This is a genomic window from Streptomyces sp. AM25 (genome assembly GCF_058146165.1).
In genome coordinates this window covers 79,924-105,898 of sequence record NZ_JBKIWN010000006.1, presented here as the reverse complement: position 1 = coordinate 105,898, position 25,975 = coordinate 79,924, and the positions used below count along the sequence as shown (strand labels likewise).

General features: G+C 71.9%; 20 protein-coding genes, 1 pseudogene and 1 riboswitch. Of the genes and pseudogenes, 6 read left to right on the top strand and 15 right to left on the bottom strand.

Going from position 1 to position 25,975, the window contains the following annotated elements; all coding sequences use genetic code 11:
• Nucleotides 1-43: 43 nt before the first annotated feature.
• The 4 genes from ACLHRZ_RS09400 to ACLHRZ_RS09385 form a co-directional block, all read right to left on the bottom strand.
• Nucleotides 44-760: a GntR family transcriptional regulator gene (locus ACLHRZ_RS09400; protein ID WP_490417844.1), complete on the bottom strand. Its 717-nt coding sequence runs from the start codon at nt 758-760 to the stop codon at nt 44-46.
• Between the two features lie 139 nt (nt 761-899).
• On the bottom strand, nt 900-1,703 hold the full coding sequence (locus ACLHRZ_RS09395) for a M23 family metallopeptidase (RefSeq protein ID WP_490417843.1): 804 nt from the start codon (nt 1,701-1,703) through the stop codon (nt 900-902).
• A gap of 14 nt (nt 1,704-1,717) precedes the next feature.
• A riboswitch (cyclic di-AMP (ydaO/yuaA leader) is annotated at nt 1,718-1,873 on the bottom strand.
• A 205-nt stretch (nt 1,874-2,078) separates the two neighbouring features.
• On the bottom strand, nt 2,079-3,446 hold the full coding sequence (locus tag ACLHRZ_RS09390) for a M16 family metallopeptidase (RefSeq protein WP_490418054.1): 1,368 nt from the start codon (nt 3,444-3,446) through the stop codon (nt 2,079-2,081).
• Nucleotides 3,447-3,490: 44 nt separating this feature from the next.
• Nucleotides 3,491-4,852 carry a M16 family metallopeptidase gene (locus tag ACLHRZ_RS09385; RefSeq protein WP_490418053.1) on the bottom strand — a complete coding sequence of 454 codons (1,362 nt, stop codon included), beginning with the start codon at nt 4,850-4,852 and terminating at the stop codon, nt 3,491-3,493.
• A gap of 226 nt (nt 4,853-5,078) precedes the next feature.
• On the opposite strand from ACLHRZ_RS09385, the gene ACLHRZ_RS09380 reads away from it, so the two are divergent.
• The gene (locus ACLHRZ_RS09380; RefSeq protein WP_490417842.1) at nt 5,079-7,535 is read left to right on the top strand and encodes a DNA gyrase/topoisomerase IV subunit A; all 2,457 of its coding nucleotides are present in this window, start codon (nt 5,079-5,081) and stop codon (nt 7,533-7,535) included.
• Between the two features lie 51 nt (nt 7,536-7,586).
• Here ACLHRZ_RS09380 and ACLHRZ_RS09375 read toward each other — a convergent pair whose 3' ends face one another.
• Nucleotides 7,587-8,642, bottom strand: a complete 1,056-nt coding sequence (locus ACLHRZ_RS09375) for a CobW family GTP-binding protein (RefSeq protein WP_490417841.1) — start codon at nt 8,640-8,642, stop codon at nt 7,587-7,589.
• Nucleotides 8,643-8,671: 29 nt separating this feature from the next.
• Entirely contained in the window at nt 8,672-9,820 is a 1,149-nt protein-coding gene (locus tag ACLHRZ_RS09370) for a citrate synthase/methylcitrate synthase (protein WP_490417840.1), read from the bottom strand.
• Nucleotides 9,821-9,926: 106 nt separating this feature from the next.
• On the opposite strand from ACLHRZ_RS09370, the gene ACLHRZ_RS09365 reads away from it, so the two are divergent.
• On the top strand, nt 9,927-11,177 hold the full coding sequence (locus ACLHRZ_RS09365; RefSeq protein WP_490417839.1) for a citrate/2-methylcitrate synthase: 1,251 nt from the start codon (nt 9,927-9,929) through the stop codon (nt 11,175-11,177).
• Between the two features lie 44 nt (nt 11,178-11,221).
• Nucleotides 11,222-12,166 carry a ferredoxin family protein gene (locus tag ACLHRZ_RS09360; RefSeq protein ID WP_490417838.1) on the top strand — a complete coding sequence of 315 codons (945 nt, stop codon included), beginning with the start codon at nt 11,222-11,224 and terminating at the stop codon, nt 12,164-12,166.
• Here ACLHRZ_RS09360 and ACLHRZ_RS09355 read toward each other — a convergent pair.
• The 3 genes from ACLHRZ_RS09355 to ACLHRZ_RS09345 all read right to left on the bottom strand — a co-directional run bounded on the left by ACLHRZ_RS09355 (nt 12,130) and on the right by ACLHRZ_RS09345 (nt 14,980).
• Nucleotides 12,130-13,188 (bottom strand): ABC transporter substrate-binding protein, encoded by a 1,059-nt coding sequence (locus tag ACLHRZ_RS09355; RefSeq protein WP_490417837.1) that lies wholly within the window; start codon nt 13,186-13,188, stop codon nt 12,130-12,132. The two genes, ACLHRZ_RS09360 and ACLHRZ_RS09355, sit on opposite strands and share 37 nt — an antisense overlap.
• A 90-nt stretch (nt 13,189-13,278) precedes the next feature.
• Entirely contained in the window at nt 13,279-14,148 is an 870-nt protein-coding gene (locus ACLHRZ_RS09350) for an ABC transporter permease (RefSeq protein WP_490417836.1), read from the bottom strand.
• Nucleotides 14,138-14,980 (bottom strand): ABC transporter ATP-binding protein, encoded by an 843-nt coding sequence (locus ACLHRZ_RS09345; RefSeq protein WP_490417835.1) that lies wholly within the window; start codon nt 14,978-14,980, stop codon nt 14,138-14,140. The genes ACLHRZ_RS09350 and ACLHRZ_RS09345 overlap by 11 nt, the downstream gene beginning before the upstream one ends.
• Nucleotides 14,981-15,306: 326 nt before the next feature.
• Here ACLHRZ_RS09345 and ACLHRZ_RS09340 point away from each other — a divergent pair, with 326 nt between their 5' ends.
• Together ACLHRZ_RS09340 and ACLHRZ_RS09335 are read left to right on the top strand one after the other, a co-directional pair.
• Nucleotides 15,307-16,917, top strand: a complete 1,611-nt coding sequence (locus ACLHRZ_RS09340) for a sensor histidine kinase (RefSeq protein WP_490417834.1) — start codon at nt 15,307-15,309, stop codon at nt 16,915-16,917.
• Entirely contained in the window at nt 16,914-17,594 is a 681-nt protein-coding gene (locus tag ACLHRZ_RS09335; protein ID WP_490417833.1) for a response regulator, read from the top strand. The genes ACLHRZ_RS09340 and ACLHRZ_RS09335 overlap by 4 nt, the downstream gene beginning before the upstream one ends.
• An 18-nt stretch (nt 17,595-17,612) precedes the next feature.
• Here the strand turns inward: ACLHRZ_RS09335 and ACLHRZ_RS09330 are convergent, their stop codons facing one another.
• The 4 genes from ACLHRZ_RS09330 to ACLHRZ_RS09315 all read right to left on the bottom strand — a co-directional run bounded on the left by ACLHRZ_RS09330 (nt 17,613) and on the right by ACLHRZ_RS09315 (nt 22,308).
• Nucleotides 17,613-18,341, bottom strand: a complete 729-nt coding sequence (locus tag ACLHRZ_RS09330) for a response regulator transcription factor (RefSeq protein ID WP_490417832.1) — start codon at nt 18,339-18,341, stop codon at nt 17,613-17,615.
• Nucleotides 18,338-19,501: a sensor histidine kinase gene (locus tag ACLHRZ_RS09325; protein ID WP_490418052.1), complete on the bottom strand. Its 1,164-nt coding sequence runs from the start codon at nt 19,499-19,501 to the stop codon at nt 18,338-18,340. Before ACLHRZ_RS09325 ends, ACLHRZ_RS09330 begins: the two co-directional genes overlap by 4 nt.
• A 28-nt stretch (nt 19,502-19,529) precedes the next feature.
• Nucleotides 19,530-20,018, bottom strand: coding sequence for a DUF1453 domain-containing protein (locus tag ACLHRZ_RS09320; RefSeq protein WP_490417831.1), 489 nt, complete (start codon nt 20,016-20,018; stop codon nt 19,530-19,532).
• A gap of 169 nt (nt 20,019-20,187) precedes the next feature.
• A complete protein-coding gene (locus tag ACLHRZ_RS09315; RefSeq protein WP_490417830.1) occupies nt 20,188-22,308 on the bottom strand; it encodes a DNA gyrase/topoisomerase IV subunit B in 2,121 nt (706 codons plus the stop codon).
• Nucleotides 22,309-22,743: 435 nt separating this feature from the next.
• Between ACLHRZ_RS09315 and ACLHRZ_RS09310 the strand changes: the two genes are divergently transcribed.
• Nucleotides 22,744-22,974: a DUF7455 domain-containing protein gene (locus tag ACLHRZ_RS09310; protein WP_086567216.1), complete on the top strand. Its 231-nt coding sequence runs from the start codon at nt 22,744-22,746 to the stop codon at nt 22,972-22,974.
• A 331-nt stretch (nt 22,975-23,305) separates the two neighbouring features.
• On the opposite strand, the pseudogene ACLHRZ_RS09305 reads toward ACLHRZ_RS09310, so the two are convergent.
• Nucleotides 23,306-24,100, bottom strand: a pseudogene (locus ACLHRZ_RS09305) (S1 family peptidase); the annotation flags it as partial.
• Nucleotides 24,101-24,237: 137 nt separating this feature from the next.
• Nucleotides 24,238-25,812, bottom strand: a complete 1,575-nt coding sequence (locus ACLHRZ_RS09300) for an RNA polymerase sigma factor (protein WP_490417829.1) — start codon at nt 25,810-25,812, stop codon at nt 24,238-24,240.
• Nucleotides 25,813-25,975 lie beyond the last annotated feature (163 nt).

Sequence of the window (25,975 nt, the reverse complement as noted above, 5' to 3'; positions counted from 1 at the left end):
CCCCCCCCCCCCCCCCCCCACTGTTCTTTCCGGCGGGCGGCCGTCAGGAGCGGGCGCCCGCCGTGTTCTCGGGCTGTTTCGCGCCCGGCACGGTCTGCCGCACCGGGCGGCGCAGCCGGTAGGCGCCGGGCGCCCGGTCCAGGCGGGCGGCGGCCAGCGCCCGTGCCCGCTCCGCGTCGCCGCGGGCGACGGCGTCCACCAGGGCCCCGTAGGCCTCCCAGGTCTCCGCCGGGCGCGTCGGCGGCTCGGCCGCGTACACCCAGGCGATCTTGCGGCGCAGCTGGGTGAGCAGCGTGGTGATGCTGGGGCTGCAGGAGGCCTGGGCGAGGGTTTCGTCGAACCAGTCGGCCAGCGGCCGCAGTTCGCCGGTGCGCCCGGCGCGCGCCCGCTCCTGGCCGAGGCGCACGAGGCCGCGCAGCACCTTCAGATGCGCCTCCGTGCGGCGCTGTGCGGCCCGCGCGGCGCCCAACGGCTCCAGCAGGGCCCGTACTTCGAGCAGGTCGGCGGCCTCCTGGGCGGTCGGCTCGGCCACGCACGCCCCCGCGTGCCGGCGGGTGGTCACGAAGCCTTCGGAGGCCAGCGTGCGCAGGGCTTCGCGCACGGGGACCCGGGAGACGCCGTAACGGCGGGCGAGGAGTTCCTCGATGAGCCGGCTGCCGGGCGGGAAGACGCCGGAAACGATGTCGTCGCGGATCGCGGTGCAGACCGCATGCGTGGAAACACGGCCGCCCTCGCGCGTCCCTCCGCCGTCATCGTTCATGTCCGGCGACTCTATGGCAATCGCATCCGGTTTCCGATGGCACCGCCGTCGCCATGGATGTGTTTTGGCCAGCCGGACTGCACACAACGCAGAGGACCCCGGCCGGAGCCGGGGTCCCTGAAGTCTGCGGAGCGGGCCGTTACAGGCTGACGCCGTGGGCGCGCAGGTAGGCGACCGGGTCGATGTCCGAGCCGTAGGTCGGGGCCGTACGGGCCTCGAAGTGCAGGTGCGGTCCGGTGACGTTGCCGGTCGCGCCGGAGAGGCCGATCTGCTCGCCGGCGGAGACCGTCTGGCCGACGGAGACGCCGATGGACGACAGGTGACCGTACTGGGTGTACGTGCCGTCGTTCATCTTGATGACGATGTTGTTGCCGTAGGCGCCGCCCCAGCCCGCCTCGACGATGGTGCCCGAGCCCACGGCGTGCACCGAAGTGCCGGACTCCGCATGGAAGTCGACGCCGGTGTGGCTGCCGGAGGACCACAGGCCGCTGGAGGCCTTGTACGCGGTGGAGACGTAGGAGCCGTCGATCGGGATCACGAAGAGGTTGAGGCGCTTGCGCTCCTCCTCGCGGGCGGCGCGCTCCTTCTCGGCACGCTCGGCGTCGGCCTTGCGCTGGGCCTCCTCGGCGCGCTTCTTGGCCTCGGCGGCGCGCTGCTTGGCGTCCTTCTCGGCCTGGTGCCGGACGTTGGCCTCGTCCGCCGCGCTGCGCTGCGTCTGGGCCTGGGCGTCGACGTTGCCGGAGATGGCGTCGCTCATCACGATGGCCTGGGTGAGGCCCGTGTCCTCGGTGCGGTGCGCCTCGTCCGCGGCGGCCATCGCCGGTGCGGCGAAACCTGCGACCACGCCGCCTGCGGTGAGGGTGGCTATGCCCGCGAGATTGGCGCCGGAACGGACGGCGCGGCTCGGACGGCGGTGCTTCCCGGTGGGACGGGTGAACGCCATGCTGCGGCTTTTTCCTTTCCTTCCTTCTCGCCTACCGGGTTAGCTGACGGGTTCGGAGCAGGAAGGTCTCCTACGGCTCCCTCGCGAGAGGGACCCGATTCACCCCAAGGGAACGGTGGTTCCCCGGCTCCCCTGGCTCGCGCCGTACGGGGACTCGGCGATGGCGGTCCGGGAGCCGCGGTTGCGGTTCCGGCCTGACGGACTGCCGCCCCGACGCTAATCGCCGTCAGATTCGAACGGCAAACAGAAGCAGGGTTTTATGACGTACGCCACATCGTCACCGTGGAACCTCTGCCTGAAATTGGACATAAGGGAGGCGTGTAAGTCCCTGCGGGCCCACACGCCTCCCTCGCTGCGGCTATTCCTGACGAACCGTCAGGCGGAGATCACGGTCACCTCGCCGATGCCCAGCGCCCGGACCGGCTCCTCGATCTGCGCAGCGTCGCCGACGAGAACGGTCACCAGACGGTCGGCCGGGAAGGCGCTCACGACGGCCGCCGTGGCCTCCACCGTGCCGGTGTCCGCGAGACGTTCGTACAGCCGCGCCTGGAAGTCGTCCGGCAGGTGCTGCTCGACCTGGTCCGCCAGCGTGCCCGCGACGGCGGCCGCCGTCTCGAACTTGAGCGGTGCGACGCCGACGAGGTTCTGCACGGCCGCGTCCCGCTCGGCCTCCGTCAGGCCCTCCGCCGCGAGGGTGCGCAGCACCGTCCAGAGGTCCTCCAGCGCGGGGCCGGTGTTGGGGGTGTCCACCGAGCCGCTGATGGCGAGCATGGCGGCGCCCGTCCCGTCCGGCCCCGAGCGCAGTACCTGGCCGAAGGCGCGCACGCCGTAGGTGTAGCCCTTCTCCTCGCGCAGGACGCGGTCCAGGCGGGAGGTGAGGGTGCCGCCGAGGCAGTAGGTGCCGAGCACCTGGGCCGGCCAGACGCGGTCGTGCCGGTCCGGGCCGGTGCGGCCGATGAGCAGCTGGGTCTGGACGGCGCCGGGGCGGTCCACGATCACCACGCGGCCGGTGTCGTCCCCCGCGACCGGCGGCACGGGCCGGGGCGCGGCGGCGGCGCCCGTCCAGGCGCCGAGGGTGTCGGCGAGGGCCTGGCCGAGGTCGACGCCGGTGAAGTCGCCGACGACCACGACGGTGGCGGCGGCCGGGCGCACGTGGGCCTCGTAGAAGGCGCGCACGGCGGCGGCGTCGATGCGCTCGACGGTCTCCTGGGTGCCCTGGCGGGGCCGGGACATCCGGGAGCCGGCCGGGAAGAGCTCCGCGGAGAGCGCCATGGCGGCCCGGCGGGCGGGGTTGGCCAGCTCGTGCGGGATCTCGTCCAGGCGGTTGCCCACGAGCCGCTCGACCTCGTCGTCGGGGAAGGCCGGGGCGCGCAGGGCGTCGGCGAGCAGGCCGAGGGCCTTGGCCAGCCGGGAGGCGGGGACCTCCAGGGAGAGCCGGACGCCGGGGTGGTCGGCGTGCGAGTCCAACGTGGCGCCGCAGCGCTCCAGTTCGGCCGTGAACTCCTCGGCACTGAGCTTGTCGGTGCCCTCGGAGAAGGCGCGGGCCATGATGGTGGCCACGCCGTCGAGGCCCTCGGGCTCGGCGTCCAGGGGCGCGTCCAGGTTCACCTCGACGGCGACGACCTGCTGGCCCGGGCGGTGACAGCGCAGCACCGTCAGGCCGTTGGGCAGCGCCTCGCGCTCGGGGGCGGGGAAGGCCCAGGGGGTCGCCTTGCCCGGCGCGGGCCGGGGGTGGAACTCCATCGTGGGTGCTGCGGTGTCCGTGCCGTTCGCGGCTGCGGTGTCGCTCACCGGTCCGTCTCGCTTTCGGTTGCGGGTGCGTCTGCGGTCTCGTCTGCCTCGCCGCCGGCCTGGCCGGTGGGCTCGTAGACGAGCACGGCGCGGTTCTGCGGGTGCAGCCGGGCCTTGGCGACCGCCTGCACCTCCTCGGGGGTGATCTCCAGGACGCGCTGCACGGCGGTCAGGGCGAGCTGCGGGTCGCCGAACAGCACGGCGAAACGGCACAGTTCGTCGGCCCGGCCGCTGACGGTGGCCAGCCGGTCCAGCCACTCGCGCTCCAGCTGGGCCTGCGCGCGCTCCATCTCCTCCGGGGTCGGCCCCTCCAGGGCGAAGCGGGCGAGCTCCTCGTCGACGGCCGACTCGATCGCGGGCACCTCGACGCCGCCGGAGGCCTTGACGTCCAGCCAGCCGAGCGAGGGCGCACCGGCCAGCCGCAGGATGCCGAAGCCGGCGGCGACGGCCGAGCGGTCGTGCCGCACCAGGCGGTTGTGCAGGCGGGAGGACTCGCCGCCGCCCAGGATGGTCAGCGCCAGGTCGGCGGCGTCGCACTCGCGCGTGCCGTCGTGCGGCAGCCGGTAGGCGGCCATCAGCGCGCGGGCGGGGACCTCCTCCACCACCACCTGGCGCACTTCCTCGCCGATGGTGTCGGGCAGGGCGCCGTCGCGCGGGGGCTGCTTGCCGTCGTGCGACGGGATGGAGCCGAAGTACTTCTCGATCCAGGCGAGCGTCTGCTCCGGGTCGATGTCGCCGACGACCGTCAGCACGGCGTTGCCGGGCGCGTAGTACGTGCGGAAGAACGCGCGGGCGTCCTCCAGGGAGGCGGCGTCCAGATCGGCCATGGAGCCGATGGGCGTGTGGTGGTAGGGGTGGCCCTCGGGGTAGGCCAGGGCCGTCAGCTTCTCGAACGCCGTGCCGTAGGGCACGTTGTCGTAGCGCTGGCGGCGCTCGTTCTTGACGACGTCGCGCTGGTTCTCCATGGACTCGTCGTCCAGGGCGGTCAGCAGCGAGCCCATCCGGTCGGCCTCCAGCCACAGGGCCAGCTCGACCTGGTGGGCGGGCATGGTCTCGAAGTAGTTGGTGCGCTCGAAGCTGGTGGTGCCGTTGAGCGAGCCGCCCGCGTTCTGCACCAGCTCGAAGTGGCCGTTGCCCTGGACCTGGGCGGAGCCCTGGAACATGAGGTGCTCGAAGAGGTGGGCGAGGCCGGTGCGGCCCTTGACCTCGTGGCGCGAGCCGACGTCGTACCAGAGGCAGACGGCGGCGACCGGGGTCAGATGATCCTCGGAGAGCACCACCCGCAGGCCGTTGGCCAGGCGGTGCTCGGTCGCTTTCAGGCCGCCGGAACCGGCCTGTTGCGTGGCCGTGTGACCCATGGGCATGTACGTCCCTTCGATTGCTCGAAAATCCCGCGGTGCCTCGCGGCGGCGCGCGTGATGAACAGTCCTGTCACTGTATGCAAGCGCGTCGGCTTCTGGCGAAGTTCCCGGACCGCTCACTCCCTGCGGACGGGTCGCGGTCGGCGTTGTCGGTGGCGCGGTCCACAATGGTCGGCGTCAGCACACCCGCCCCGGCAAACCGATCGAAGGAGCCGCAGCCGCGATGGCCCGCCGCAGCACGAAGACCCCGCCGCCGGAAGAGTTCGAGGAGCGCATCCTCGACATCGACGTCGTCGACGAGATGCAGGGCTCCTTCCTCGAGTACGCCTACTCCGTCATCTACTCCCGCGCCCTGCCCGACGCCCGCGACGGGCTCAAGCCCGTCCAGCGCCGCATTCTCTTCCAGATGAACGAGATGGGCCTGCGCCCCGAGCGGGGCCACGTGAAGTGCGCCCGCGTCGTCGGCGAAGTGATGGGCAAGCTCCACCCGCACGGCGACGCCTCGATCTACGACGCCCTGGTGCGCATGGCGCAGCCCTTCTCGATGCGGCTGCCCCTGGTCGACGGCCACGGCAACTTCGGTTCGCTGGGCAACGACGACCCGCCCGCGGCCATGCGGTACACCGAGGCCCGCATGGCGGCGCCCTCGTCGCTGATGACGGAGTCGATCGACGAGGACACCGTCGATTTCGCGCCGAACTACGACGGCAGCGAGCAGGAGCCCGTCGCCCTCCCCGCCGCCTACCCCAACCTGCTGGTCAACGGCTCGTCCGGGATCGCGGTCGGCATGGCGACGAACATGCCCCCGCACAATCTGGGCGAAGTGGTCGCCGCCGCCCGGCACCTGATCAAGCACCCGGGCGCCGACCTCGACACCCTGATGAAGTTCATCCCCGGTCCGGACCTGCCCACCGGCGGCCGGATCGTGGGCCTGAGCGGCATCCGCGACGCGTACGAGACGGGCCGCGGCACGTTCAAGATGCGCGCGACGGTCGCCGTGGAGAACGTGACCGCCCGCCGCAAGGGCCTGGTCGTCACCGAACTGCCCTTCGCGGTCGGCCCGGAGAAGGTCATCTCCAAGATCAAGGACCTGGTCGGCTCCAAGCGGCTCCAGGGCGTCGCCGACGTGAAGGACCTCACCGACCGCGCCCACGGCCTGCGGCTGGTCATCGAGGTCAAGAACGGCTTCAACCCCGAGGCCGTGCTGGAGCAGCTCTACAAGCTGACGCCGATGGAGGAGTCCTTCGGCATCAACAACGTGGCGCTGGTCGACGGCCAGCCGCTGACGCTGGGCCTCAAGGAGCTCCTGGAGGTCTACGTCGACCACCGCTTCGAGGTGGTCCGCCGGCGCAGCGAGTTCCGGCGCGGCAAGCGGCGCGACCGGCTGCACCTGGTCGAGGGCCTGCTGGTGGCGCTCATCGACATCGACGAGGTCATCAGAATCATTCGATCGAGCGAGAACGCCGCGGAGGCGAAGGCCTCACTCATCGAACGTTTCTCGCTCTCCGAGGTGCAGACCCAGTACATCCTCGACACTCCGCTTCGCCGTCTGACCAAGTTCGACCGGGTCGAGCTGGAGGCGGAGCGGGACAGGCTCAACCGCGAGATCCAGGAGCTCACCGAGATCCTGGAGTCCGACGCCGAGCTGCGCAAGCTGGTCTCCGCCGAACTGGCCGACGTGGCCAAGAAGTTCGGCACCGACCGGCGCACGGTGCTGCTGGAGTCGGCGGGGGCGCCGGTGGCCGCGGTGCCGCTGCAGGTGGCGGACGACCCGTGCCGGATCCTGCTCTCCTCCACGGGCCTGCTGGCCCGTACGGCCACGGGCGAGCCGTTCGCGGGCGCCGAGGAGGCCAGGCGCGTCAAGCACGACGTGATCGCCTCGGCGGTTCCGGCGACGGCCCTGGGCGAGGTCGGCGTCGTCACCTCGACCGGCCGGCTGCTGCGGCTGCGGGTCATCGACATGCCGCAGCTGCCGGAGACGGCGGCCGCGCCGAACCTGTCGGGCGGGGCCCCGGTCTCCGAGTTCCTGTCCCTGGAGGACGGCGAGCGGGTGGTGTGCCTGACCACGCTGGACGAATCCTCGCCCGGCCTGGCGATCGGCACGGAGCAGGGCGTCGTCAAGCGCGTGGTCCCCGACTACCCGGCGAACAAGGACGAGCTGGAGGTCATCACCCTCAAGGACGGTGACAGCATCATCGGCGCGGTCGAACTGCGCACGGGCGAGGAGGATCTGGTCTTCCTCACCGACGACGCCCAGCTGCTGCGCTACCAGGCCTCCCAGGTCCGGCCGCAGGGCCGTCCGGCGGGCGGCATGGCGGGCATCAAGCTGTCGTCCGGCGCGAAGGTCATCTCGTTCACGGCCGTCGACCCCGCGGAGGACGCGGTGGTGTTCACGGTGGCCGGCGCCCGCGGCGGCCTGCCCGGCGCGGCCTCGATGGGCTCGGCGAAGCTGACGCCGTTCGACCAGTACCCGCGCAAGGGGCGGGCGACGGGCGGCGTGCGCTGTCAGCGCTTCCTCAAGGGCGAGGACTGCCTGGTCCTGGCCTGGGCTGGCACCACACCGGCCCGCGCCGCGCAGGCGGGCGGCGTCCCGGCCGAGCTGCCGCCCCTCGACCCGCGCCGCGACGGCTCGGGCGTCCCCCTCCCGAAGCCGGTGATCTCGGTGGCGGGGCCGGTGTAGGTTCTCCGCGAATTCCCGCGCCCCGCAAGGGGCGCGGGCAACTACGACGAATCAGGACTGCGCGTACCGCAGAACCCCCCACATACTGTGGGCGTCCTGCGGTACGTCCCCCCGGCACGCATCGAGCCGCTCCCGCAGGGCCCCGGCATCGATCCCCCGCCCGATCATCACCAACTGCGTGACACGCTTCTCCCCGCGCGGCCACGGCGACGGGTAGAAGCGCAGAAAGTCGCCCACGGCGTGAACGGCGAAGCGCTGCCGGTGACCGGGTATGCCGAAATAGACGAAGCCCTTGATCCGGTAGAGCCCCTCCGGCCTGCTGTCGAGGAACTCCATCAGCCGGCGCGGGTTCACGGGCTCGTCGGAGACGAACTCCACGCTCTCGTAGGCCGCGTGGAGGTGACCGTGGTGATCATGCCCGTGGTCCCCGTGGCCCCCGTCGTCCCCGTGGTCTCCGTGGCAGAGGTCCTCGAAGGACAGCTGGCGGACCGCCTCCAAGTGCTCCTCGCGCGGCTTGCGGTCGAAGAGCAGCCCGGGGTCGACGCGCCCGTAGGAGGCCGGGACGACGGGCGTCCCGGGGCTCATCTCCCCCAGCGTCTCCAGGAGCCGGTCACGGGCCTCGTCGGCCACCCGGTCGGCCTTGTTGAGGACCACGAGGTCGGCGATGGCCACGTGCCGGTCGAGCTCCGGGTGGGTGGCCCGGGTGCGCTCGAACTCCGCCGCGTCGACCACCTCGACCAGGCCGCCGTAGACGATGTTCCGGTTCTCGCTGGCGAGGATCATGCGGATGAGCTCCTGCGGCTCGGCCAGTCCGCTGGCCTCGATGACGATGACGTCGAGGCGGGCGGACGGGCGGGCCAGCTTCTCCAGGAATCCGTCCAGTTCGCTGGTGTCCACGGCGCAGCACAGGCAGCCGTTGCCGAGCGAGACCATGGAGTCGACCTGGCCGGCGATGCTCATGGCATCGATCTCGATCTTGCCGAAGTCGTTGACGACGGCGCCGATCCGGCTGCCCCCGCTTCTGCTCAGCAGGTGGTTGAGCAGGGTGGTCTTGCCCGATCCCAGAAATCCTGCGAGCACGATGACCGGGATCTGTCGCTTGGCCACGGGGGCGCCTCCTCGTCGTGCGGGCGTCGTCAGCCGAGCACGGCGGGCACCGGCTGCGGCGGGGGCGGGCCGACGTAGCGGGCCGCCGGGCGGATGATCTTCGAGTCCTCCGCCTGCTCCAGGATATTGGCGCTCCAGCCGACCATCCGGGCCGCACAGAACGTCGGGGTGAACATCTCCCGGGGCAGTCCGCACAGCTCCATGACCACCCCGGCGTAGAACTCCACGTTGATGTGCAGCTCGCGCCCCGGCTTGAGCTCCGCCAGGATCTCCTCGACCTGCCGTTCGACCTCGACGGCGAACTCCACGAGCGGGCCGCCGAATTCCTGCGCGATGCCGCGCAGCATCCGCGAGCGCGGGTCCTCGGTGCGGTAGACGGGGTGCCCGAAGCCCATGATCCGCCCGCCGGCGAGCACCTGTTCGCGGACCCAGGGGCCGATGCGACCGGGGGTGCCGATGGCGTCCAAAGTGTCCAGGGCCCGGCTGGGGGCGCCGCCGTGCAGCGGGCCGGACAGCGCGCCGACCGCTCCGCACAGACAGGCGGCGAGGTCGGCTCCGGTGGAGGCGATGACGCGGGCGGTGAAGGTCGAGGCGTTGAAGCCGTGGTCGACGGTGGAGATCAGGTACTGCTCGACGGCACGGGCGCGCCGCGCGTCCGGTTCCTCGCCGGTGAGCATGTACAGGTAGTTGGCGGCGTACGGCAGGTCGTCGCGGGGCTCGACGGGCTCCAGGCCGCGGCCCAGCCGGTGCAGCGCGGTGAGCAGGACGGGCACGGCGGCGCAGGCGGCCAGGGCGTCGGTGGAGCGCTCGGCGGGGCCGATGTCGTACAGCGGGCGCATCCCGTGGGCGCCGCCGAGCAGTGAGAGCGCGGCGCGCAGTCCGGCGAGCGGGCCCGCCCCGGCGCATGCGCGGGCGATGCCGGGCAGGGCCGTGCGGACCTCCGTGGGGAGCCGGCGCAGCGCGGCGGTGCGGGCCGTGAAGGCCGCGGACTCCGCCGCGTCCGGCAGCCTGCCGTGGCACATCAGGTGCCAGACGTCCTCGAACGTGCGGCTCTGCGCGAGCTCGACGGCCGAGTACTGGCGGTAGTGGTAGAAGCCCTCGTCGCCCCGGACGTCGCCCAGGGCGGTGTCGGTGACGACGACGCCCGCGAGCCCGCGGGGCACCTCGGTGAGGGTCATCTCGTGCCTCCTTGCTTCCTCGAACTTGATGACGACTGTCCATGCTTGACTTCGTCGATGTCAATATTGACTGAATCAATATGAGGACATGGATTACCGTGGGCGCATGGTGGATCAAGGGACGGGACCGGAACCCCCGGGCAGGGAGCGGCTGACCACGCGCGAGGTCGCCGAGCGGCTCGGGGTGAAGCCCGAGACGGTCTACGCGTACGTGAGCCGGGGGCGGCTCACCGCCCGCCGCGGCCCGGGCGGCAGGGGCAGCACCTTCGACCCGCGCGAGGTCGAGGCGCTGGCGCGCCGCGGCGGCACCCGCCGCGAGCCCTCCTTCGGCGGCGAGAGCGCGATCCGCACGGGCGTCACCCTCATCACCGCGGACCGGCACTACTACCGCGGCGTGGACGCGACCGCGCTCGCCGGGCGGTACGGCTACGAGGAGGTCGCCGACTGGCTGTGGACGGGGGAGCTGCACCACGGCGTCCGGTTCGTCTCCCCCGCCGAGACCCTGGCGGCCGCCCGCAGCGCGGTGGCGGCGCTGCCCGCGCACAGCGGGACCGTCGACCGGCTGCGGGTGGCCGCGATCGCCGCGGCGGCGGCCGATCCGCTGCGCTTCGACCTGTCGCCCGAGGCCGTGCTGGGCACCGCCCGCGGCCTGATCCCGACGCTGGTCGACGCGCTGCCGCCCGCCGGGCAGCCGCACCGCGGCGACGGGCGCCTCGCGTGGCGGCTGTGGTCACGGCTCAGCGCGCAGAAGCCCGACGAGGCCTCACTGTGCGTACTGGATGCGGCACTCGTGCTGCTCATCGACCACGACCTCGCCACGTCGACCCTCGCGGCGCGCGTGGCGGCATCGGCGCAGGCCCACCCGTACGCCGTCGTCTCGGCCGGGCTCGGCGCCCTCGACGGCCCGCTGCACGGCGCGGCCAGCGGCCTGGCACACCGGATGCTCACCGAGGTACTGCAGCGGGGCAGCGCGGCCGCGGTGGTGGCGGACCACCTGCGCGGCGGCCGACGGGTGCCGGGCCTCGGCCACCGGCTCTACCCGGGGCCGGACCCGCGGGCACAGGCGCTGTTCACCCGGCTGGAGTCCGTACCCGCCGCGGCGCAGGCCCTGGCCGCGGCCCGCGAGGTCGAGACGACCACCGCCCGGCACACGCCCCTGCACGCCAACGTGGACCTCGCGCTCGCCGTCCTGTCCGTCTCCGCGGGCATGCCGCCCGAGGCGGGGGAGACGGTGTTCGCGGTGGCCCGCACGGCGGGGTGGATCGCCCACGCGCTGGAGGAGTACGCAGAACGCCCGATGCGGCTGCGCCCGTCCGGCGAGTACTGCGGGCCCCGGCCTCCGCAACCGCTGCCCTGAGGTCCGGCACGGCAACTCCGCCGGGCCAGGTTAGGCTCACCTATGTGAGCACTTGCGCGAGCGCCTCCCGCCTCCTGGCCGAACCCCTGGCCGGCACCGCCGCCACCGCCCGGACATGGCTGCTGATCGAGCAGCCCGGGCCGTGGGGCGCCGACGCGCTCGCCTCCAGCCGCCTCGACCCGGCCGTGGGCCGCGCCCTGGACGAGGCGACCGCGGGAACCGGCGTGCGGATCGCGCTGATCCGCCGCCCCGGACGGCACGCCGACTGCCACGACCCGGCCGGCCGGCGCGTCTTCGCCGCGCACACCGCACCCGGCGGCTCCTGGATCCGCACGGCGGACATCACGGACCCCGCGCAGCTGCCCGGCCTGGACTTCGCGGCGCTCGGCGCGGGCCGGCACGGCGGTCTGTGGGAGCCGTACGAGGGCGATCCGCTCGCCCTCGTGTGCACCAACGGCAGGCGCGACCGCTGCTGCGCCCTGCTCGGCCGGCCGCTCGCCGCGGAGCTGGCCGCCTCGGGCTGCGGCGAGGTCTGGGAGATCACCCACCTCGGCGGCCACCGCTTCGCCCCGACCCTCATGATCCTCCCCTACGGCTACGCGTACGGGCGGGCCACCGCGCAGGACGTCAAGGAGGCCCTGGAGGCGGCCCACGACGGCCGCATCGCGACCGCGGGCTGCCGGGGCCGCTCCACCTGGGAGCGGCCCGCCCAGGCCGCCGAGCTGGCCGTCCGCGACCTGACCGGCGAGGAGCGCGCGGACGCCCTCGACGTCACGGCGGCCGAGGGCGCCGCTCCTCGCTGGACCGTCACCGTCGCCCACGCCGACGGCCGCGCCTGGCAGGCCGTCGTCGAACAGGGCGCGGCCGAGACGCCGCGCCCGGAGAGCTGCGGCAGGGCGCCGGGCTCGCCGGCCCGGATGGACGTCGTGTCCGTCGCCCCGCTCACCCGGTCTCAGCCCGCGGCCTTCTTGGCGAACTCCGTGGTGTAGGTCTTCTCCAGATCCACCGAGGCGCCCTTGACGGTGGGGTTGAAGGACTTGAGGACCTCCAGGACGGTCTTCGGCCCGTCGGCGGGCATCACGCCGTCCTTGGTGAACATCGGCAGGGTGCTCTCGATGGACTTGACGTAGAGCTCCTTGCCGCCCTTCGCGTAGTCCTCGGGCATCTTCGCCGCGATCTCCTCGGGCGAGTGCGAGGACATCCACTTGAGCGTCTTCACCAGCGCGTTGGTCAGCTTCTGGACGGTGTCCTTGTTGTTGTTCACCCAACTGGTGTTCATGTAGAGGCTCGACGACGGGTAGAGCCCGCCGAGCGCCGCGCGCGAGCCCTCCGGGGTGCGCATGTCGACGAGCACCGTGCCGAGGCCCTTGGCGAGGGCCTGGGCGACGGTCGGGTCGGTGGTCATGCCGGCGTCGATGGAGCCCTGTTGGAGTGCGGCGAGGAACGTCTGGCCCGCGCCGACGGCGACCGGGGTGATGTCGCCGGTGGTCAGCCCGTTCTTCACGGCCAGATACTTCGTCAGGAAGTCGGTGGAGGAGCCGAGTCCGGTCACCCCGAGCTTCTTGCCCTTGAAGTCCTTCGGCGAAGTGACCGCGGATGACGCCTTCTTGGAGACGATCTCCACCTCGCCCGGCGTCTGCGCCAGCTGCACCACGGACTCCACCTGCTTGCCCTTGGCCTGCAGGTCGAGGGTGTGGTCGTAGAAGCCCACCGCGCCCTGGACGTCCCCGGAGACGAGGGAGGTCGTGGCCTGCACGCCGGCCGGCTCGGTCAGCAGCTTGACCGTCAGGCCCTCCTTCTCGAAGTAGCCCAGCTGCTGGGTGAGCACCACCGGCAGGTAGATGACCTTGTCCAGGCCGCCCACCATGATCTTGACGGCGTCGCCCTTGAGCGCGTCGTTGCCGGCGTTGCCGCCGGCCGACGCGTCGTCGGCACAGCCGGACAGCGCGAGACACATCACCCCCGCGACGGCCGCCGCGGATACCTTGGTGCACTTGCCGAACGTACGCATCACACGTTCCTCACGGTCAGAAAGTCGGTGGCAGTTGCCCGTACAGGGGGGTGGGGTGGATCCGGCCGGTGGGGTGGTCGGTGGAACCGTTCAGCGTGCGTCGCCCGGCGCGCCGGGCTTCCAGCGGAAGAGCCGCCTCTCGGCGAAGGTCAGCAGTCCCTCGGCGAGCAGCGCCACGACGGCGAGGATCGCCATCGCCGCGTAGACGCCGGCCGTGTTGAAGGAACCCTGGGAGGCCGAGACCAGCAGCCCGATGCCCTTGGACGCGCCGAGGTATTCGCCGACGATGGCGCCGATGAGGGCGAAGCCGAAGCTGACGTGCAGGCTGGTGAAGATCCACGACGTGGCGGACGGGACCACGACCTGCAGGGTGACCTGGCGGTGACTGGCGCCCAGGATGCGGGCGTTGGCCACCAGGTTGCGGTCCACTTCGCGGGCGCCCTGGAAGGCGTTGAAGAAGACCGGGAAGAAGACGAGCACCACGGCCGAGGCGACCTTGGAGGCGGGCCCGAGGCCGAACCAGATCACGAAGATCGGGGCCAGCACGATCCGCGGCAGCGCGTTGAGGACCTTGATGTACGGGCCGAGGACGTCGGCCAGGAAGCGCACCCGGCCGAGCGCGATGCCGAGCACCACGCCGCCCGCCACACCGATGACCCAGCCGAGCAGGGCCTCCTGGAGCGTGTACCAGATCTGCTCCCCGAGCGATCCCTGAGCAGTGCCGTGGGTGGTCCACTGGACGATCTGGTCCCAGATCCTGGACGGCATCGAGAAGTTGAAGGGGTCGATGACCTCGGTACGGGCCAGGACCTCCCAGGCACCGAGGACGACGGCCAGCAGCAGCACCCGGGCGCCGAGGACCAGCAGCCGGTACTGCCGGGCGGCCCGCGCCCGGGCCTCGGTGCGGCCCTCCCTCCTTCCCCGGACGGCCGCGGCGGCGGAGACGGCTTCAGGCGACACGGGCGGCACCCCTTTCGCGGGTGATGCGGACTTCCTCGCCGAGGCAGGCCCAGATCTCCCGGTAGATCTCGATGAACTGCGGTTCCAGACGCACGGATTCGACCTTGCGGGGGCGCGGCAGGCCGATGGGGAAGACCTGCTTGACGGTGGCCGGGCCCGCGGTCATCACCACGACCTTGTCGGCCAGCGCGATCGCCTCCTCCAGGTCGTGGGTGACGAAGACGACGGAGGCGGCCTGTGCACCGGGGCGGGAACCGCCCCACAGCTCCAGCAGTTCGTCCGACATCAGCGCGCGGGTCTGCACGTCGAGCGCGGAGAAGGGCTCGTCCATGAGCAGGATCGCCGGGTCGTTGACGAACGTCTGGGCCAGGGCCACGCGTTTGCGCTGGCCGCCGGAGAGCTGGTGCGGATAGCGGTCGGCGAAGGCCGCGAGCCCGACCCGGCCGAGCCAGTCGCGGGCGCGCGCCCGGGCCTCCGCCTTGGGCACGCCGCGGAAGCGGGGGCCCGCCGCCACGTTCGAGAGCACCGTCCGCCAGGGGAAGACCGCGTCCTGCTGGAAGACGAAGCCGACCTCCGGCCGGATCCCCTCCACCGGCGCGCCGTCGATCAGCACCTCGCCCTCGGTCGGCTCCTCCAGCCCACTCACCAGGGTGAGCGTGGTGGACTTCCCGCACCCCGTGGGACCCACGACGGCCACGAACTCGCCCCGCCCGACGGTCAGATCGAGATCGCGCACGGCCGTGTGCACCCCGCCCGACGGCGTCCGGAACACCTTGCTCGCACCGCGCAGCTCGATCGCCGGGACACCGCCCGGCAGATTGCCGCTGTTCACCGTCCGCCTCCTTGCACTTGCGCCTTGCACCGGCCGTCCGTCCCCGCACTCCGTGGCGGGGCAGCCGGAGGTGGAGGCTAGGAGTGACCCAGGGCACAGGGGCAGCCTTGTGAGCACTGTGCGGCTTGAGTGCACGAACCCTGTTCTGCTCGTTTTGCGCGCGTTAGAACAACAGTCAGGACAACAAAGCGCCACGGGGGCTGAGCAAAGCGGCGTGATCCGGCTACGTTCGGTTCATGCCGCTGCATCGCAGCGCAACAGGACGGATGGAACGCGACACCCTGCAACAACCGCTACGGGGTGGTGCCGAGACGAAAGGGACCGACATGCGCCCCCGGTGGCCCCGCCGCGTCTTCGCCCATGTGCTGTCCGTGCACCTGCTGATCACCACCGGGGTCATCGCGCTCACCACCGGACTGCTCCTGGCGCCGCTGGAGGCACAGCTCGACGAGCAGGCCAAGCGCCGGGCGCTGGCGATCGCGCAGGCCACCGCCGCCCAACCGGGCATCGCCCACGACATCCTGGCCGGGCAGCCGGACCCCGACGGCCCGGTGCAGGCCGCCGCCGAACGCATCCGCCTGGCCACCGGCGCCCGTTACGTCGTGGTGGTCGACTCCCGGGGCATCCGCTGGTCGCACACCACGCCCGGGGAGATAGGCCGCCACGTCGGCAGCGACCCGGGGCCCGCGCTCGCCGGAAGCGAGTGGACGGGCGTCGAGAACGGCAGCCTGGGCCGCTCCGCGCGCGGCAAGGTGCCGCTGCGCGACACCGAGGGCGCCATCGTGGGTGCCGTGTCGGTGGGCATCGCCTACGACGACGTGCGCGGCGGGCTGATCCGGGCGCTGCCCGGCATCCTGACGTACGCGGGCGCCGCGCTCGCGGTCGGCGCACTGGCCGTGTTCGCCGTCTCCTGGCGGCTGCGCTCCCGGACGCACGGCATCGAACTCTCCGAGATCTCCGCCCTCCTGGACGAGCGCGAGGCGATGCTGCACGGCATCCGCGAGGGCGTCGTCGCACTCGACCGGCGCGGCCGGGTCCGGCTGGTCAACGACGAGGCGCAGCGGCTGCTCGGCATCAGCTCCGCGGCCACCGGACGGCCGATCGACGCCGTCCTGCCGCCCGGCCGGGCCGCCGACGTGCTGGCGGGACGGGTGTCCGGGACGGACCTGCTCACCGTCTGGAACGGGCGGGTGCTGGTCGCCAACCGGATGGAGACCCGCGACGGCGGCACCGTGGCCACCCTGCGCGACCGCACCGAACTGGAGCAGCTCGCCCGGGAACTGGACGGCACCCGGGGCCTGGCGGAGGCGCTGCGCGCGCAGGACCACGAGCACGCCAACCGCATGCACACCATCGTGGGACTGCTGGAACTGGGCCTGTACGAGGAGGCCGTGGACTTCGTTGCCGAGGTGACCGGCGCGCACCGGGCCACGGCCGAGCAGGTCCTCGAAAAGGTCCACGAGCCGCTGGTCGGCGCCCTGTTGGTGGGCAAGAGCGCGGTCGCGGCCGAGCACGGGGTGGCCCTGCGGGTGAGCCGGTCGACACAGCTGCCCGAGCAGGTGGTGGACCCCGGGGACCTGGTCACGGTGCTGGGCAATCTCGTGGACAACGCACTGGACGCGGCCGCCGGGCGCGCCGGGGCATTCGTGGAGGTGGAGGTGCGGACGGTGGGGACGACGGTCGTGATGCGGGTCGCGGACAACGGGCCGGGGGTCCCCGCCGCGGCGCGGGAGCTGGTGTTCGCCGACGGCTGGTCCACCAAACAGGCCGCCCCGAACCGGCCGCGGGGGCTGGGGCTCCCGCTGGTGCAGCGGCTTGCGGAGCGGTACGGCGGATCGGCCCGGGTGGGCGAACGGGACGGCGGAGGCGCGGTGTTCACGGTGGAGCTGCCGGAGGCGCTCGGAGTCGCGGTACCGCTGCAGGAGGTGGCCCGGTGATCGAAGTCCTGGTCGTGGACGACGACTTCCGCGTTGCGGAGATCAACGCCGCCTATGTGTCCCGCGTCCCGGGCTTCCGCGTCCGTGCCACCGCCCACAGCGCGGCCCAGGCACTGGCCGAACTCGCGGTCGGCGGCGTCGACCTGGTGCTCCTCGACCACTACCTGCCCGACGAGACGGGCCTGTCCCTGGTCCGCCACATCCGCCAGCTCGGCCACCACACGGACGTCATCATGGTGACCGCCGCCCGCGACATCACGACCGTGCGCACCGCCATGCGCTACGGCGCCCTGCAGTACCTGGTCAAGCCGTTCACCTTCGCGGGGCTGCGGGTGAAGCTGGAGGCGTACGCCCAGCTGCGCCGGGCCCTGGAGGGCACTCAGGAGGCCGAACAGGACCAGGTCGACCGGATCTTCGGCACCCTGCGCACCGCCGCCGTCACCGCTCCCCTGCCCAAGGGCCACTCCGCCCCGACGGCGGACCTGATCCGCCGGGTGCTCTCGGACGCGGCCTCCCCGCTCTCCGCACACGAGGTCGCCGAACGCTCGGGCCTCAGCCGCTCCACGGCCCAGCGCTACCTCAAACGGCTCGAGGAGTCCGGCCGGCTCGACCTCACCCTCCGCTACGGCGAGACGGGCCGCCCGGAGCACCGCTACACCTGGGCGGGACGGAGCTGAACTCCCCTGCCGGCACGCTCAGGTGACCTGCGCGCCCGGGGGCCGGGCGATGCCGTGGTGGTAGGCATAGCGCACGGCCTGGGCGCGGTCACGGACCCCGGCCTTGGCGAAGAGGTTGTTGATGTGCGTCTTGACCGTCGCCGTGCTCACGTGCAGCCGCCGGGCGATCTCGGTGTTGGACAGCCCGTCGGCCACCAGGGCGAGTACTTCCGCCTCACGGACCGTCAGCCCGTCCGGCAGCTCCCGGGGAGCCGCGGACGCCGGCCCCGGCACCTCGGCCACCGGCGTGGACAGCCTTTCCAGCAGCCGCATCTGCACCTTCGGCGACAGCCCCGCCTCCCCCGACATCACCTGCTCGACGGCCCGGACGATCTCCTCCGCCCCCGCGTCCTTGGTGAGATAGCCCCGCGCCCCGGCCCGCAGCGCCGGGAACAGCGAGTCGTCGTCGCCGAACGTCGTGAGCACCACGACCTGGGTGCCCGGGTGCTCCCGGCGGATCCGGCGCGTGGCCTCCACCCCGTCGCAGCGGGGCATCCGCAGGTCCATCAGCACCACGTCCGGGGCCTGTTCGGCGACCAGTTGCACCGCCTCCAGACCGTCCGCCGCCGCACCGACGACCTCGATGCCGGGCAACAACCCCAGCAGCATCACGATGCCCTCACGCACCACGGTCTGGTCGTCGGCGACCACGACCCGCGCCCGCCGGCGCTGCTCACCCACGGCACCGTCGTCCGTGCCCCCCGTCATGCCGGCACCCGCAGACGCACCACGAACCCCTCCTGATCAGTCCCGGCCGGCCCGGCCTCCAGCGTGCCGCCCAGCAGCTCGGCACGCTCCCGCATCCCGATCAGACCGTACCCGGCTCCGGAGACCGCGAGACCGCCCACGGGCCGACGTGCCCCGCTGTCACGGACCAACAGCTCCACCTCACCCTCCAGATAGGCGAATCTCATCTCCACCCGTGCCCCCGGGGCGTGCTTGCGCACATTGGTCAGCGCCTCCTGCGCCACCCTGCGCACCGCCAGCCCCGCCTCGGCCGGCAGCCTCCGGGGCTCGCCCGTCACCTCCAGCTCCGCCCCCTCGGCAGCCGCCACCTCCCGCAGGAAGTCCTCCGCCTGAGCGATCTCGCCGCGCAGGGCGGACAGCGCCTGCCGCGTCTCCGCCAGCCCCGAACGCGCCATGCGCCGGGCCGCGGTGACCCGCTCCAGGATCTGCTCCCGCTCCCCTCGCCCCTCGATCAGCAGACGCGCCGCCTCCAGGTGGACCATCTGCGCGGAGAGACTGTGCGCGAGTACGTCGTGGATCTCCCGCGCGATCCGGGCCCGCTCCGCCAGCGCCGCCGACTCGGCCTCGGCACTGCGCGCGGCCCGCTCCTGGGCCAGCAGCCGGAACCCGGCCCCGCGCGCCTCCTCGTCCAGCCTCAGCGTGTACCCGATGAGCCCCACCAGCCCCACCGTGAGAGCCGTCCCCGCCGGGCTGTCCGGACTCACCAGGGCGTACGTCCCCATGGCGGCGGCCGCGACGGCGAACCCGTACGCCAGGGGAAGCCGCTCGATGGCGATACCCCCGCACAGGCACCACATCCCGGTGGCCGCGAGGTGCGCCCCGCCGGCCTCGGCGAGCGCACCGACCGCGAACAGCACGCCCAGCCACCCGACCGACGGCCACAGCCGCTGCCCGAGCGTCGTGAGCCGGTACCGCCAGACCGCGACGACGCCGAGCAGGACACCCGCGGCGAGGGCCCCGTAGCCCCATCCCCGGAACACGCCCTGGTGCAGCAGGCTCCACAGGAACATGCCGACGAAGACGATCCGGACCGCCCACGAGATCATTCTGCGCGCCTGCGGAACCCCCACCGGGGCCAGCGCTTCACGGGCCGGCCACACGGTCCAGCTCTGCATCGGCACGTACGGTCCTTCCGCCACGGCGCCGGTCTCAGCCACCGGCAGGGACACGGTACGCCGGGGCCAGCCCCCGGGCCCGGTGGGCAAGGACCCCCGTGCGGGCGAGGAGCAGCGCCGCCACGGTGATCATGATGCCCGGCCCGCCCTGGTGGACCCCGGCCAGCGTGCCTATCCCGTACAGCACGAGCCGCAGCACCAGGCCGCCGGCCCACACCGCCGCGGTCGCCTTGCCGCCCTTGGCCCAGACCGTTCCCGAAGCATCGGTCCATATGCGGCTGGTCCAGGCCCAGGCCGCTCCCGTGCCGAGCCCGGCCAGCACCCCGGCGGCCAGCAGACCGGCCGAGGCCACCCGGTGCCCGGCGTCGATCAGCCCCGGCTGGCGCACCGCCATCACCACGAGCACGGCGGGCAGCAGCCACCAGCGCCCGGCATCCTGCGCCAGTTTGCGCGGCTTCAGCTGTCGCACCAGCACGAATGCGATGACGGCGACGATGAGGGCGACGTCGACAAGGCCGGACATGGAGGAGCCTCCGGGGAGCGGGGACGTCCGCGGCAGGACCGCGGGAAGGACACGTCCGACGCTACGGATCCGGCTCCCGGCGGGAATCGGAGCACGGGTGGGCCCGGGGTGGAACCCGGGTGGAGATCCCTCTCCACCCGGGGGTGGACGCCGGCCCGGCCGCCGGGTGTCAGGCGTCGATGCGCGAGCGGTCCAGCGTGGCCCCGGAGTTGGTGATGAACTCCTTGCGCGGGGCCACCTCGTTGCCCATCAGCAGGTCGAAGGTGCGCTCCGCGGCCTCCAGGTCGCTGATGTTGATCCGGCGCAGCGTGCGGTGGCGCGGGTCCATCGTGGTCTCGGCCAGCTGGTCGGCGTCCATCTCACCGAGGCCCTTGTAGCGCTGAATGCCCTCCTTGTAGCGGACGTTCTTGCGCTCCAGCTCCAGCAGCGTCTGCCGCAGCTCGCTGTCGGAGTAGGTGTAGATGTACTTGTCCTGGCCCTTGCGGGGGTTGATGAGCTCGACCCGGTGCAGCGGAGGCACCGCGGAGAACACCCGCCCCTCCTCCACCATCGGCCTCATGTAGCGCTGGAACAGCGTGAGCAGCAGGCAGCGGATGTGGGCGCCGTCCACATCGGCGTCCGCCAGGAAGATGACCTTGCCGTAGCGCGCCGCGTCGATGTCGAAGGTGCGGCCGGAGCCTGCTCCTATCACCTGGATGATCGCGCCGCACTCGGCGTTCTTCAGCATGTCGGAGACCGACGACTTCTGGACATTGAGGATCTTGCCGCGGATGGGCAGCAGGGCCTGGAACTCCGAGTTCCGGGCGAGCTTGGCCGTGCCCAGCGCGGAGTCGCCCTCGACGATGAACAGCTCGCTGCGCTCGACGTCGTCGCTGCGGCAGTCGGCGAGCTTGGCCGGCAGAGAGGAGGACTCCAGGGCCGTCTTCCGCCGCTGGGCCTCCTTGTGCTGCCGGGCGGCGATCCGCGTGCGCGCGGCCGCGACGACCTTCTCCAGGACCGCCCGGGCCTGCTGCTTCGCGTCGCGCTTGGTCGAGGCCAGGAACGCCTTGAGCTCCTTGGCGACCACGTTCGCCACGATGCGGGAGGCGGCCGAGGTGCCGAGGACCTCCTTGGTCTGGCCCTCGAACTGCGGCTCCGCCAGCCGCACGGTCACCACCGCCGTGAGGCCCTCCATGGCGTCGTCCTTGACGACGTCGTCCTCGGCGACGCGGAGCAGCTTGGCCGAGCGGAGCACCTCGTTGACGGTCTTGGCGATCGACCGCTCGAATCCGGCCACGTGCGTGCCGCCCTTGGGGGTGGCGATGATGTTGACGAAGGACTTGACCGTGGTGTCGTAGCCCGTGCCCCAGCGCAGCGCGATGTCCACGCCGAGCTCGCGGGTGACCTCGGTGGGCGTCATGTGACCGCGCTCGTCCAGGACGGGGACGGTCTCCTTGAAGGTGCCCTGGCCGGTCAGCCGGAGCACGTCGCAGACGGCCTTGTCCTGGGCGAGGTACTCGCAGAACTCGCTGATGCCGCCGTCGTAGCGGAACGTCTCCTCCGTGGCCTCGGCGCCGTCCAGGCCCCGCTCGTCGCGCACGACGATGGTCAGCCCGGGCACCAGGAACGCCGTCTGCCGGGCGCGCCCGTAGAGCGTCTCCAGGGAGAGCTTGGCGTCCTTGAGGAAGATCTGCCGGTCCGCCCAGTAGCGAACGCGGGTGCCGGTGCGGGTCTTGGGCACCTTCTTGCCCTTGAGCAGCCCGCTGGCGGGGTCGAAGGGGGCGTCCGGGCCGGACTCGGTGAAGATGCCGGGGACGCCGCGGCGGAAGCTGATCGAGTGCGTCCGGCTGCTGCGGTCGACCTCGACGTCCAGCCGGGAGGACAGCGCGTTGACGACGGAGGCGCCCACGCCGTGCAGACCGCCGGAGGCGGCGTAGGAGCCGCCGCCGAACTTGCCGCCCGCGTGCAGCTTGGTCATCACGACCTCGATGCCCGACAGGCCCGTCTTGGGCTCGACGTCCACGGGGATGCCGCGGCCGTTGTCCCGCACCTCCACCGAGCCGTCGTCGTGGAGGACCACGTCGATGCGGTCGCAGAAGCCGCCCAGGGCCTCGTCGACGGAGTTGTCGATAATCTCCCACAGGCAGTGCATCAGGCCACGGCTGTCCGTGGACCCGATGTACATGCCGGGACGCTTGCGGACGGCTTCGAGGCCCTCGAGGACGAGCAGGTGCCGCGCGGTGTAGTTGGAGCCGTCCCGGTCTGCTCCGGTCAGCAGCGCAGTGGACGGCACGGACATTTCGGCGGTCACGCGGTTCGCTCCTCGCTGAATTTCTGTCTGGCCCGCGTTCGGGCACATGGGTGGCTCGGGTCGCCGTTCAGAGGGTACCGAGGCCTGGTAGAGCCTTTGTGCCGCCACCCGTAACCAGGGCCATGCTAATCCAGACTTAGATCACCTGTTCGATACCTCCCCGGGGTGACGTGCACATCACGTTCCCTTGGAGGCATGAACCATTTAGGCTCCGGGCACGTCCTCAAGAACAACCCGGCAGCCAGCCGGGGTGGACGACAACCCCCAGCGACGTGAAACCGTAGGCCCACGCAATACGGCTCATTCGCCGCCAAATCGTCAAGATCCGGCTGACTCGGAAGGAACTTTCGAGGAAAAGCCACGAGCGGGAACGTTTTCGGCCTGGTTGGATGTTGACCCTGGTACGACAGCTCGTCGAGCTAGAGAAGAGGCGACGTGACTACTGTTCTGACCCCCGCGAGCCCGCTGACGGCCGCTGACCGCTGCGACCGGTGCGGCGCTCAGGCATACCTGCGCGTCGTTCTCATGAGCGGCGGTGAACTGCTCTTCTGTGCCCACCACGGGCGCAAGTTCGAGCCAGAACTCAAGAAGATCGCCGCGGAGATACAGGACGAGACGGAGCGGCTCACCGCTGTCCCGGCGTCCGCGTCCGACGAGGACCACTGAGTCCCTCTCGGAACGCTGATACATCGCATTCCACGACGAGCGAGGTCCCGCCACCCAGGGCTGGACAGCCGCGGGCGGCCACCCCACGGGGAGGCCGCCCGCTCTCGTACCCTCATCGCAGGGCCTTCCCGGGCGGCTGAGCGCCCTGCGGCTGCTGAGCGGCCTGTGCCTGCGGGGCGGGCTGCGGCGGCCCCTGAGCAGCCGTCTGAGGCGGCACAGGAGGCGCCACGGCCGGCGGCGAGGCCTGCGGCGGTGCGATCGCCGGGGGCGGCGCGGCGGGCTGCGGGTTGACGGCAGGCGGCCGCGGCAGACTGTCGGTGCTGTGCTGCTGCACCAGGGCGGCCACGGCCGAGATCCGCGTGTACACCCCCGGATGCTGCGGCAGGGCGCAGCCGCTCCCCCACGAGACCAGCCCCACCAGCCGACCCTCCGCCACCAGCGGCCCCCCGCTGTCCCCCTGGCAGGCGTCCCGCCCGCCCTGCAGTACGCCCGCGCACAGCATCGACGACGGCTGGTACACGGCCTCCTGACCGCCCGGATACACCCGTCGGCACTGCTCGTCCTCCAGCAGGAACACCTGGGACGCCCGCAGCCCGTCCGCGTAGTTGCCGTTGCCGATCGTGTCCCCCCACCCGTAGACGCCGGCCGACGTACCGGGGACGTAGGCGCCGTCCCCGGCCTTCGCCATGGTGATCGGGTAGTTCTCCGGCACCGGCGTGGCCAGGGTGATGACGGCGATGTCCCCCGCATTGGTCTCCGGGTCGAAGCCCGGGTTGACCCAGACGCTCTTCGGCGGCAGCTCGCTGCCCAGCCGGGTCCGCAGGTCGGTGCGGCCGACGATGACGCGCAGATCCTTCACATCCGACGGGTCGCCGCCGAGCACCTCACGGCTCAGGCAGTGCGCCGCCGTGACGACGGTCGTACGCCCCACCAGCGCCCCGCCGCAGAATTGCCCGGACCGCATGGGGCCGAACCGGTCACGGCTCGCCAGAGCCACCGCCCAGGGCGCGTCCGCGCTGCTCACCGCCTGCCCGCCGACCACTCCGCGGTCGTCCCCCCGGACGGGGCCGGGGGCCAGCAGGGCCAGCACGGCCGTCCCGACCAGCGGGTAGCTCAGGGCACGCATTTGCACCTCTCCTGACCGAACGGAGTTCTTCGCATACCCAGCGTCGTCCCCGCGAGCGGTCGCCGCATCCGGAAGCGGGCAGGGCCCGGCCCCTCCGAAGAGGGACCGAGCCCTGCCCGCAGACCGGATCGGGTGGATCAGTCCAGGTAGTCGCGCAGCACCTGGGAGCGCGACGGGTGACGCAGCTTGGACATCGTCTTGGACTCGATCTGGCGAATGCGCTCACGGGTCACGCCGTAGACCTTGCCGATCTCGTCCAGCGTCTTGGGCTGGCCGTCGGTGAGGCCGAAGCGCATCGAGACGACACCGGCCTCGCGCTCGCTGAGCGTGTCCAGGACGGAGTGCAGCTGCTCCTGCAGGAGCGTGAAGCTGACCGCGTCCGCCGGCACGACCGCCTCGGAGTCCTCGATGAGGTCACCGAACTCGCTGTCGCCGTCCTCGCCCAGCGGGGTGTGCAGGGAGATCGGCTCACGGCCGTACTTCTGGACCTCGATGACCTTCTCGGGGGTCATGTCGAGCTCCTTGGCCAGCTCCTCCGGAGTGGGCTCGCGGCCCAGGTCCTGGAGCATCTGGCGCTGGACACGGGCGAGCTTGTTGATGACCTCGACCATGTGCACCGGGATACGGATGGTGCGGGCCTGGTCGGCCATCGCGCGCGTGATGGCCTGGCGGATCCACCAGGTCGCATACGTGGAGAACTTGTAGCCCTTGGTGTAGTCGAACTTCTCCACCGCGCGGATCAGACCGAGGTTGCCCTCCTGGATGAGGTCCAGGAAGAGCATGCCGCGGCCGGTGTAACGCTTGGCCAGCGAGACCACCAGTCGGAGGTTGGCCTCCAGGAGGTGGTTCTTGGCGCGGCGCCCGTCCTCGGCGATGATCTCCAGCTCGCGCTTGAGCTTCGGGGCCAGCTTGTCGGCGTTCGCCAGCTTGTCCTCGGCGAACAGACCGGCCTCGATGCGCTTGGCGAGCTCGACCTCCTGCTCGGCGTTGAGCAGGGGGACCTTGCCGATCTGCTTGAGGTAGTCCTTGACCGGGTCGGCGGTGGCACCGGCCACCGCGACCTGCTGCGCGGGGGCGTCGTCCTCGTCCTCGTCGGACAGGACGAAGCCCTTGTTCTCGCCGGACTCTTCCTCTTCGTCACCCTTGCCCGGGGCGGGGGTCTCGTCGAGGAGCTCGTCCTCGAGCAGCTCGTCGGCATCCTTCTTGGCGGCGGTCTTCTTGGCCGCCGTCTTCTTGGCGGCGGTCTTCTTGGCCACCGTCTTCTTGGCCACTGCCCTCTTGGCGGCGGCCTTCTTGGCGGGCGACACGGCCTCGTCGGTCTCGTCCTCCCCGTACGCGCCCGGCTGGGCGGACGGGGCGGAGACGGCCGATCCGGCAGGCGAGGCCTGCCGGGAGGTGACCGTCTTGGAGGAGACGGCCTTGGTGGCGGTGCGCTTCGCCGGGCTCTTCGCTGCGACGCTCTTGCGGGTGCGCTTGGGCGCCTCTGCGGCACTGACCATCAGCGTCACACCCTCCTCGTCGAGGACCTGGTTGAGGCTGCGCAGTACGTTCTTCCACTGGGTTGGCGGAATCTGGTCAGCCTCGAAGGCCCGACGCACGTCGTCGCCGGCGATCTGCCCCTCGGCCTTTCCCTGCTCGATGAGCGCCATCAGAGACTCGGATTCGGCGATCTCCGGCGGGAGCGTACGGGATGTGCTGGCCGACACGAACAACCTCTCGGAACGATGGAAACGGCTTCCGGCTCCGGCCCGCCCCGTTTCGGGCGACCGGTTCCGACGACCGCCGGCAATGGATGAACCGACGGCGCGGGCGGTAGTGCAGAGCAACACAGCGCCTCATGGGAGTCCTGTATTCCCTCCGCGGCTACCACCTCTT

Coding starts and splice junctions, on each gene's coding strand:
- ACLHRZ_RS09330 (WP_490417832.1), bottom strand. CDS start 18,341: ATGACGGGGGGCACGGACGACGGTGCCGTGGGTGAGCAGCGCCGGCGG.
- ACLHRZ_RS09400 (WP_490417844.1), bottom strand. CDS start 760: ATGAACGATGACGGCGGAGGGACGCGCGAGGGCGGCCGTGTTTCCACG.
- ACLHRZ_RS09380 (WP_490417842.1), top strand. CDS start 5,079: ATGGCCCGCCGCAGCACGAAGACCCCGCCGCCGGAAGAGTTCGAGGAG.
- ACLHRZ_RS09385 (WP_490418053.1), bottom strand. CDS start 4,852: ATGGGTCACACGGCCACGCAACAGGCCGGTTCCGGCGGCCTGAAAGCG.
- ACLHRZ_RS09355 (WP_490417837.1), bottom strand. CDS start 13,188: ATGCGTACGTTCGGCAAGTGCACCAAGGTATCCGCGGCGGCCGTCGCG.
- ACLHRZ_RS09365 (WP_490417839.1), top strand. CDS start 9,927: ATGGTGGATCAAGGGACGGGACCGGAACCCCCGGGCAGGGAGCGGCTG.
- ACLHRZ_RS09320 (WP_490417831.1), bottom strand. CDS start 20,018: ATGTCCGGCCTTGTCGACGTCGCCCTCATCGTCGCCGTCATCGCATTC.
- ACLHRZ_RS09370 (WP_490417840.1), bottom strand. CDS start 9,820: ATGACCCTCACCGAGGTGCCCCGCGGGCTCGCGGGCGTCGTCGTCACC.
- ACLHRZ_RS09390 (WP_490418054.1), bottom strand. CDS start 3,446: ATGGAGTTCCACCCCCGGCCCGCGCCGGGCAAGGCGACCCCCTGGGCC.
- ACLHRZ_RS09395 (WP_490417843.1), bottom strand. CDS start 1,703: ATGGCGTTCACCCGTCCCACCGGGAAGCACCGCCGTCCGAGCCGCGCC.
- ACLHRZ_RS09340 (WP_490417834.1), top strand. CDS start 15,307: ATGCGCCCCCGGTGGCCCCGCCGCGTCTTCGCCCATGTGCTGTCCGTG.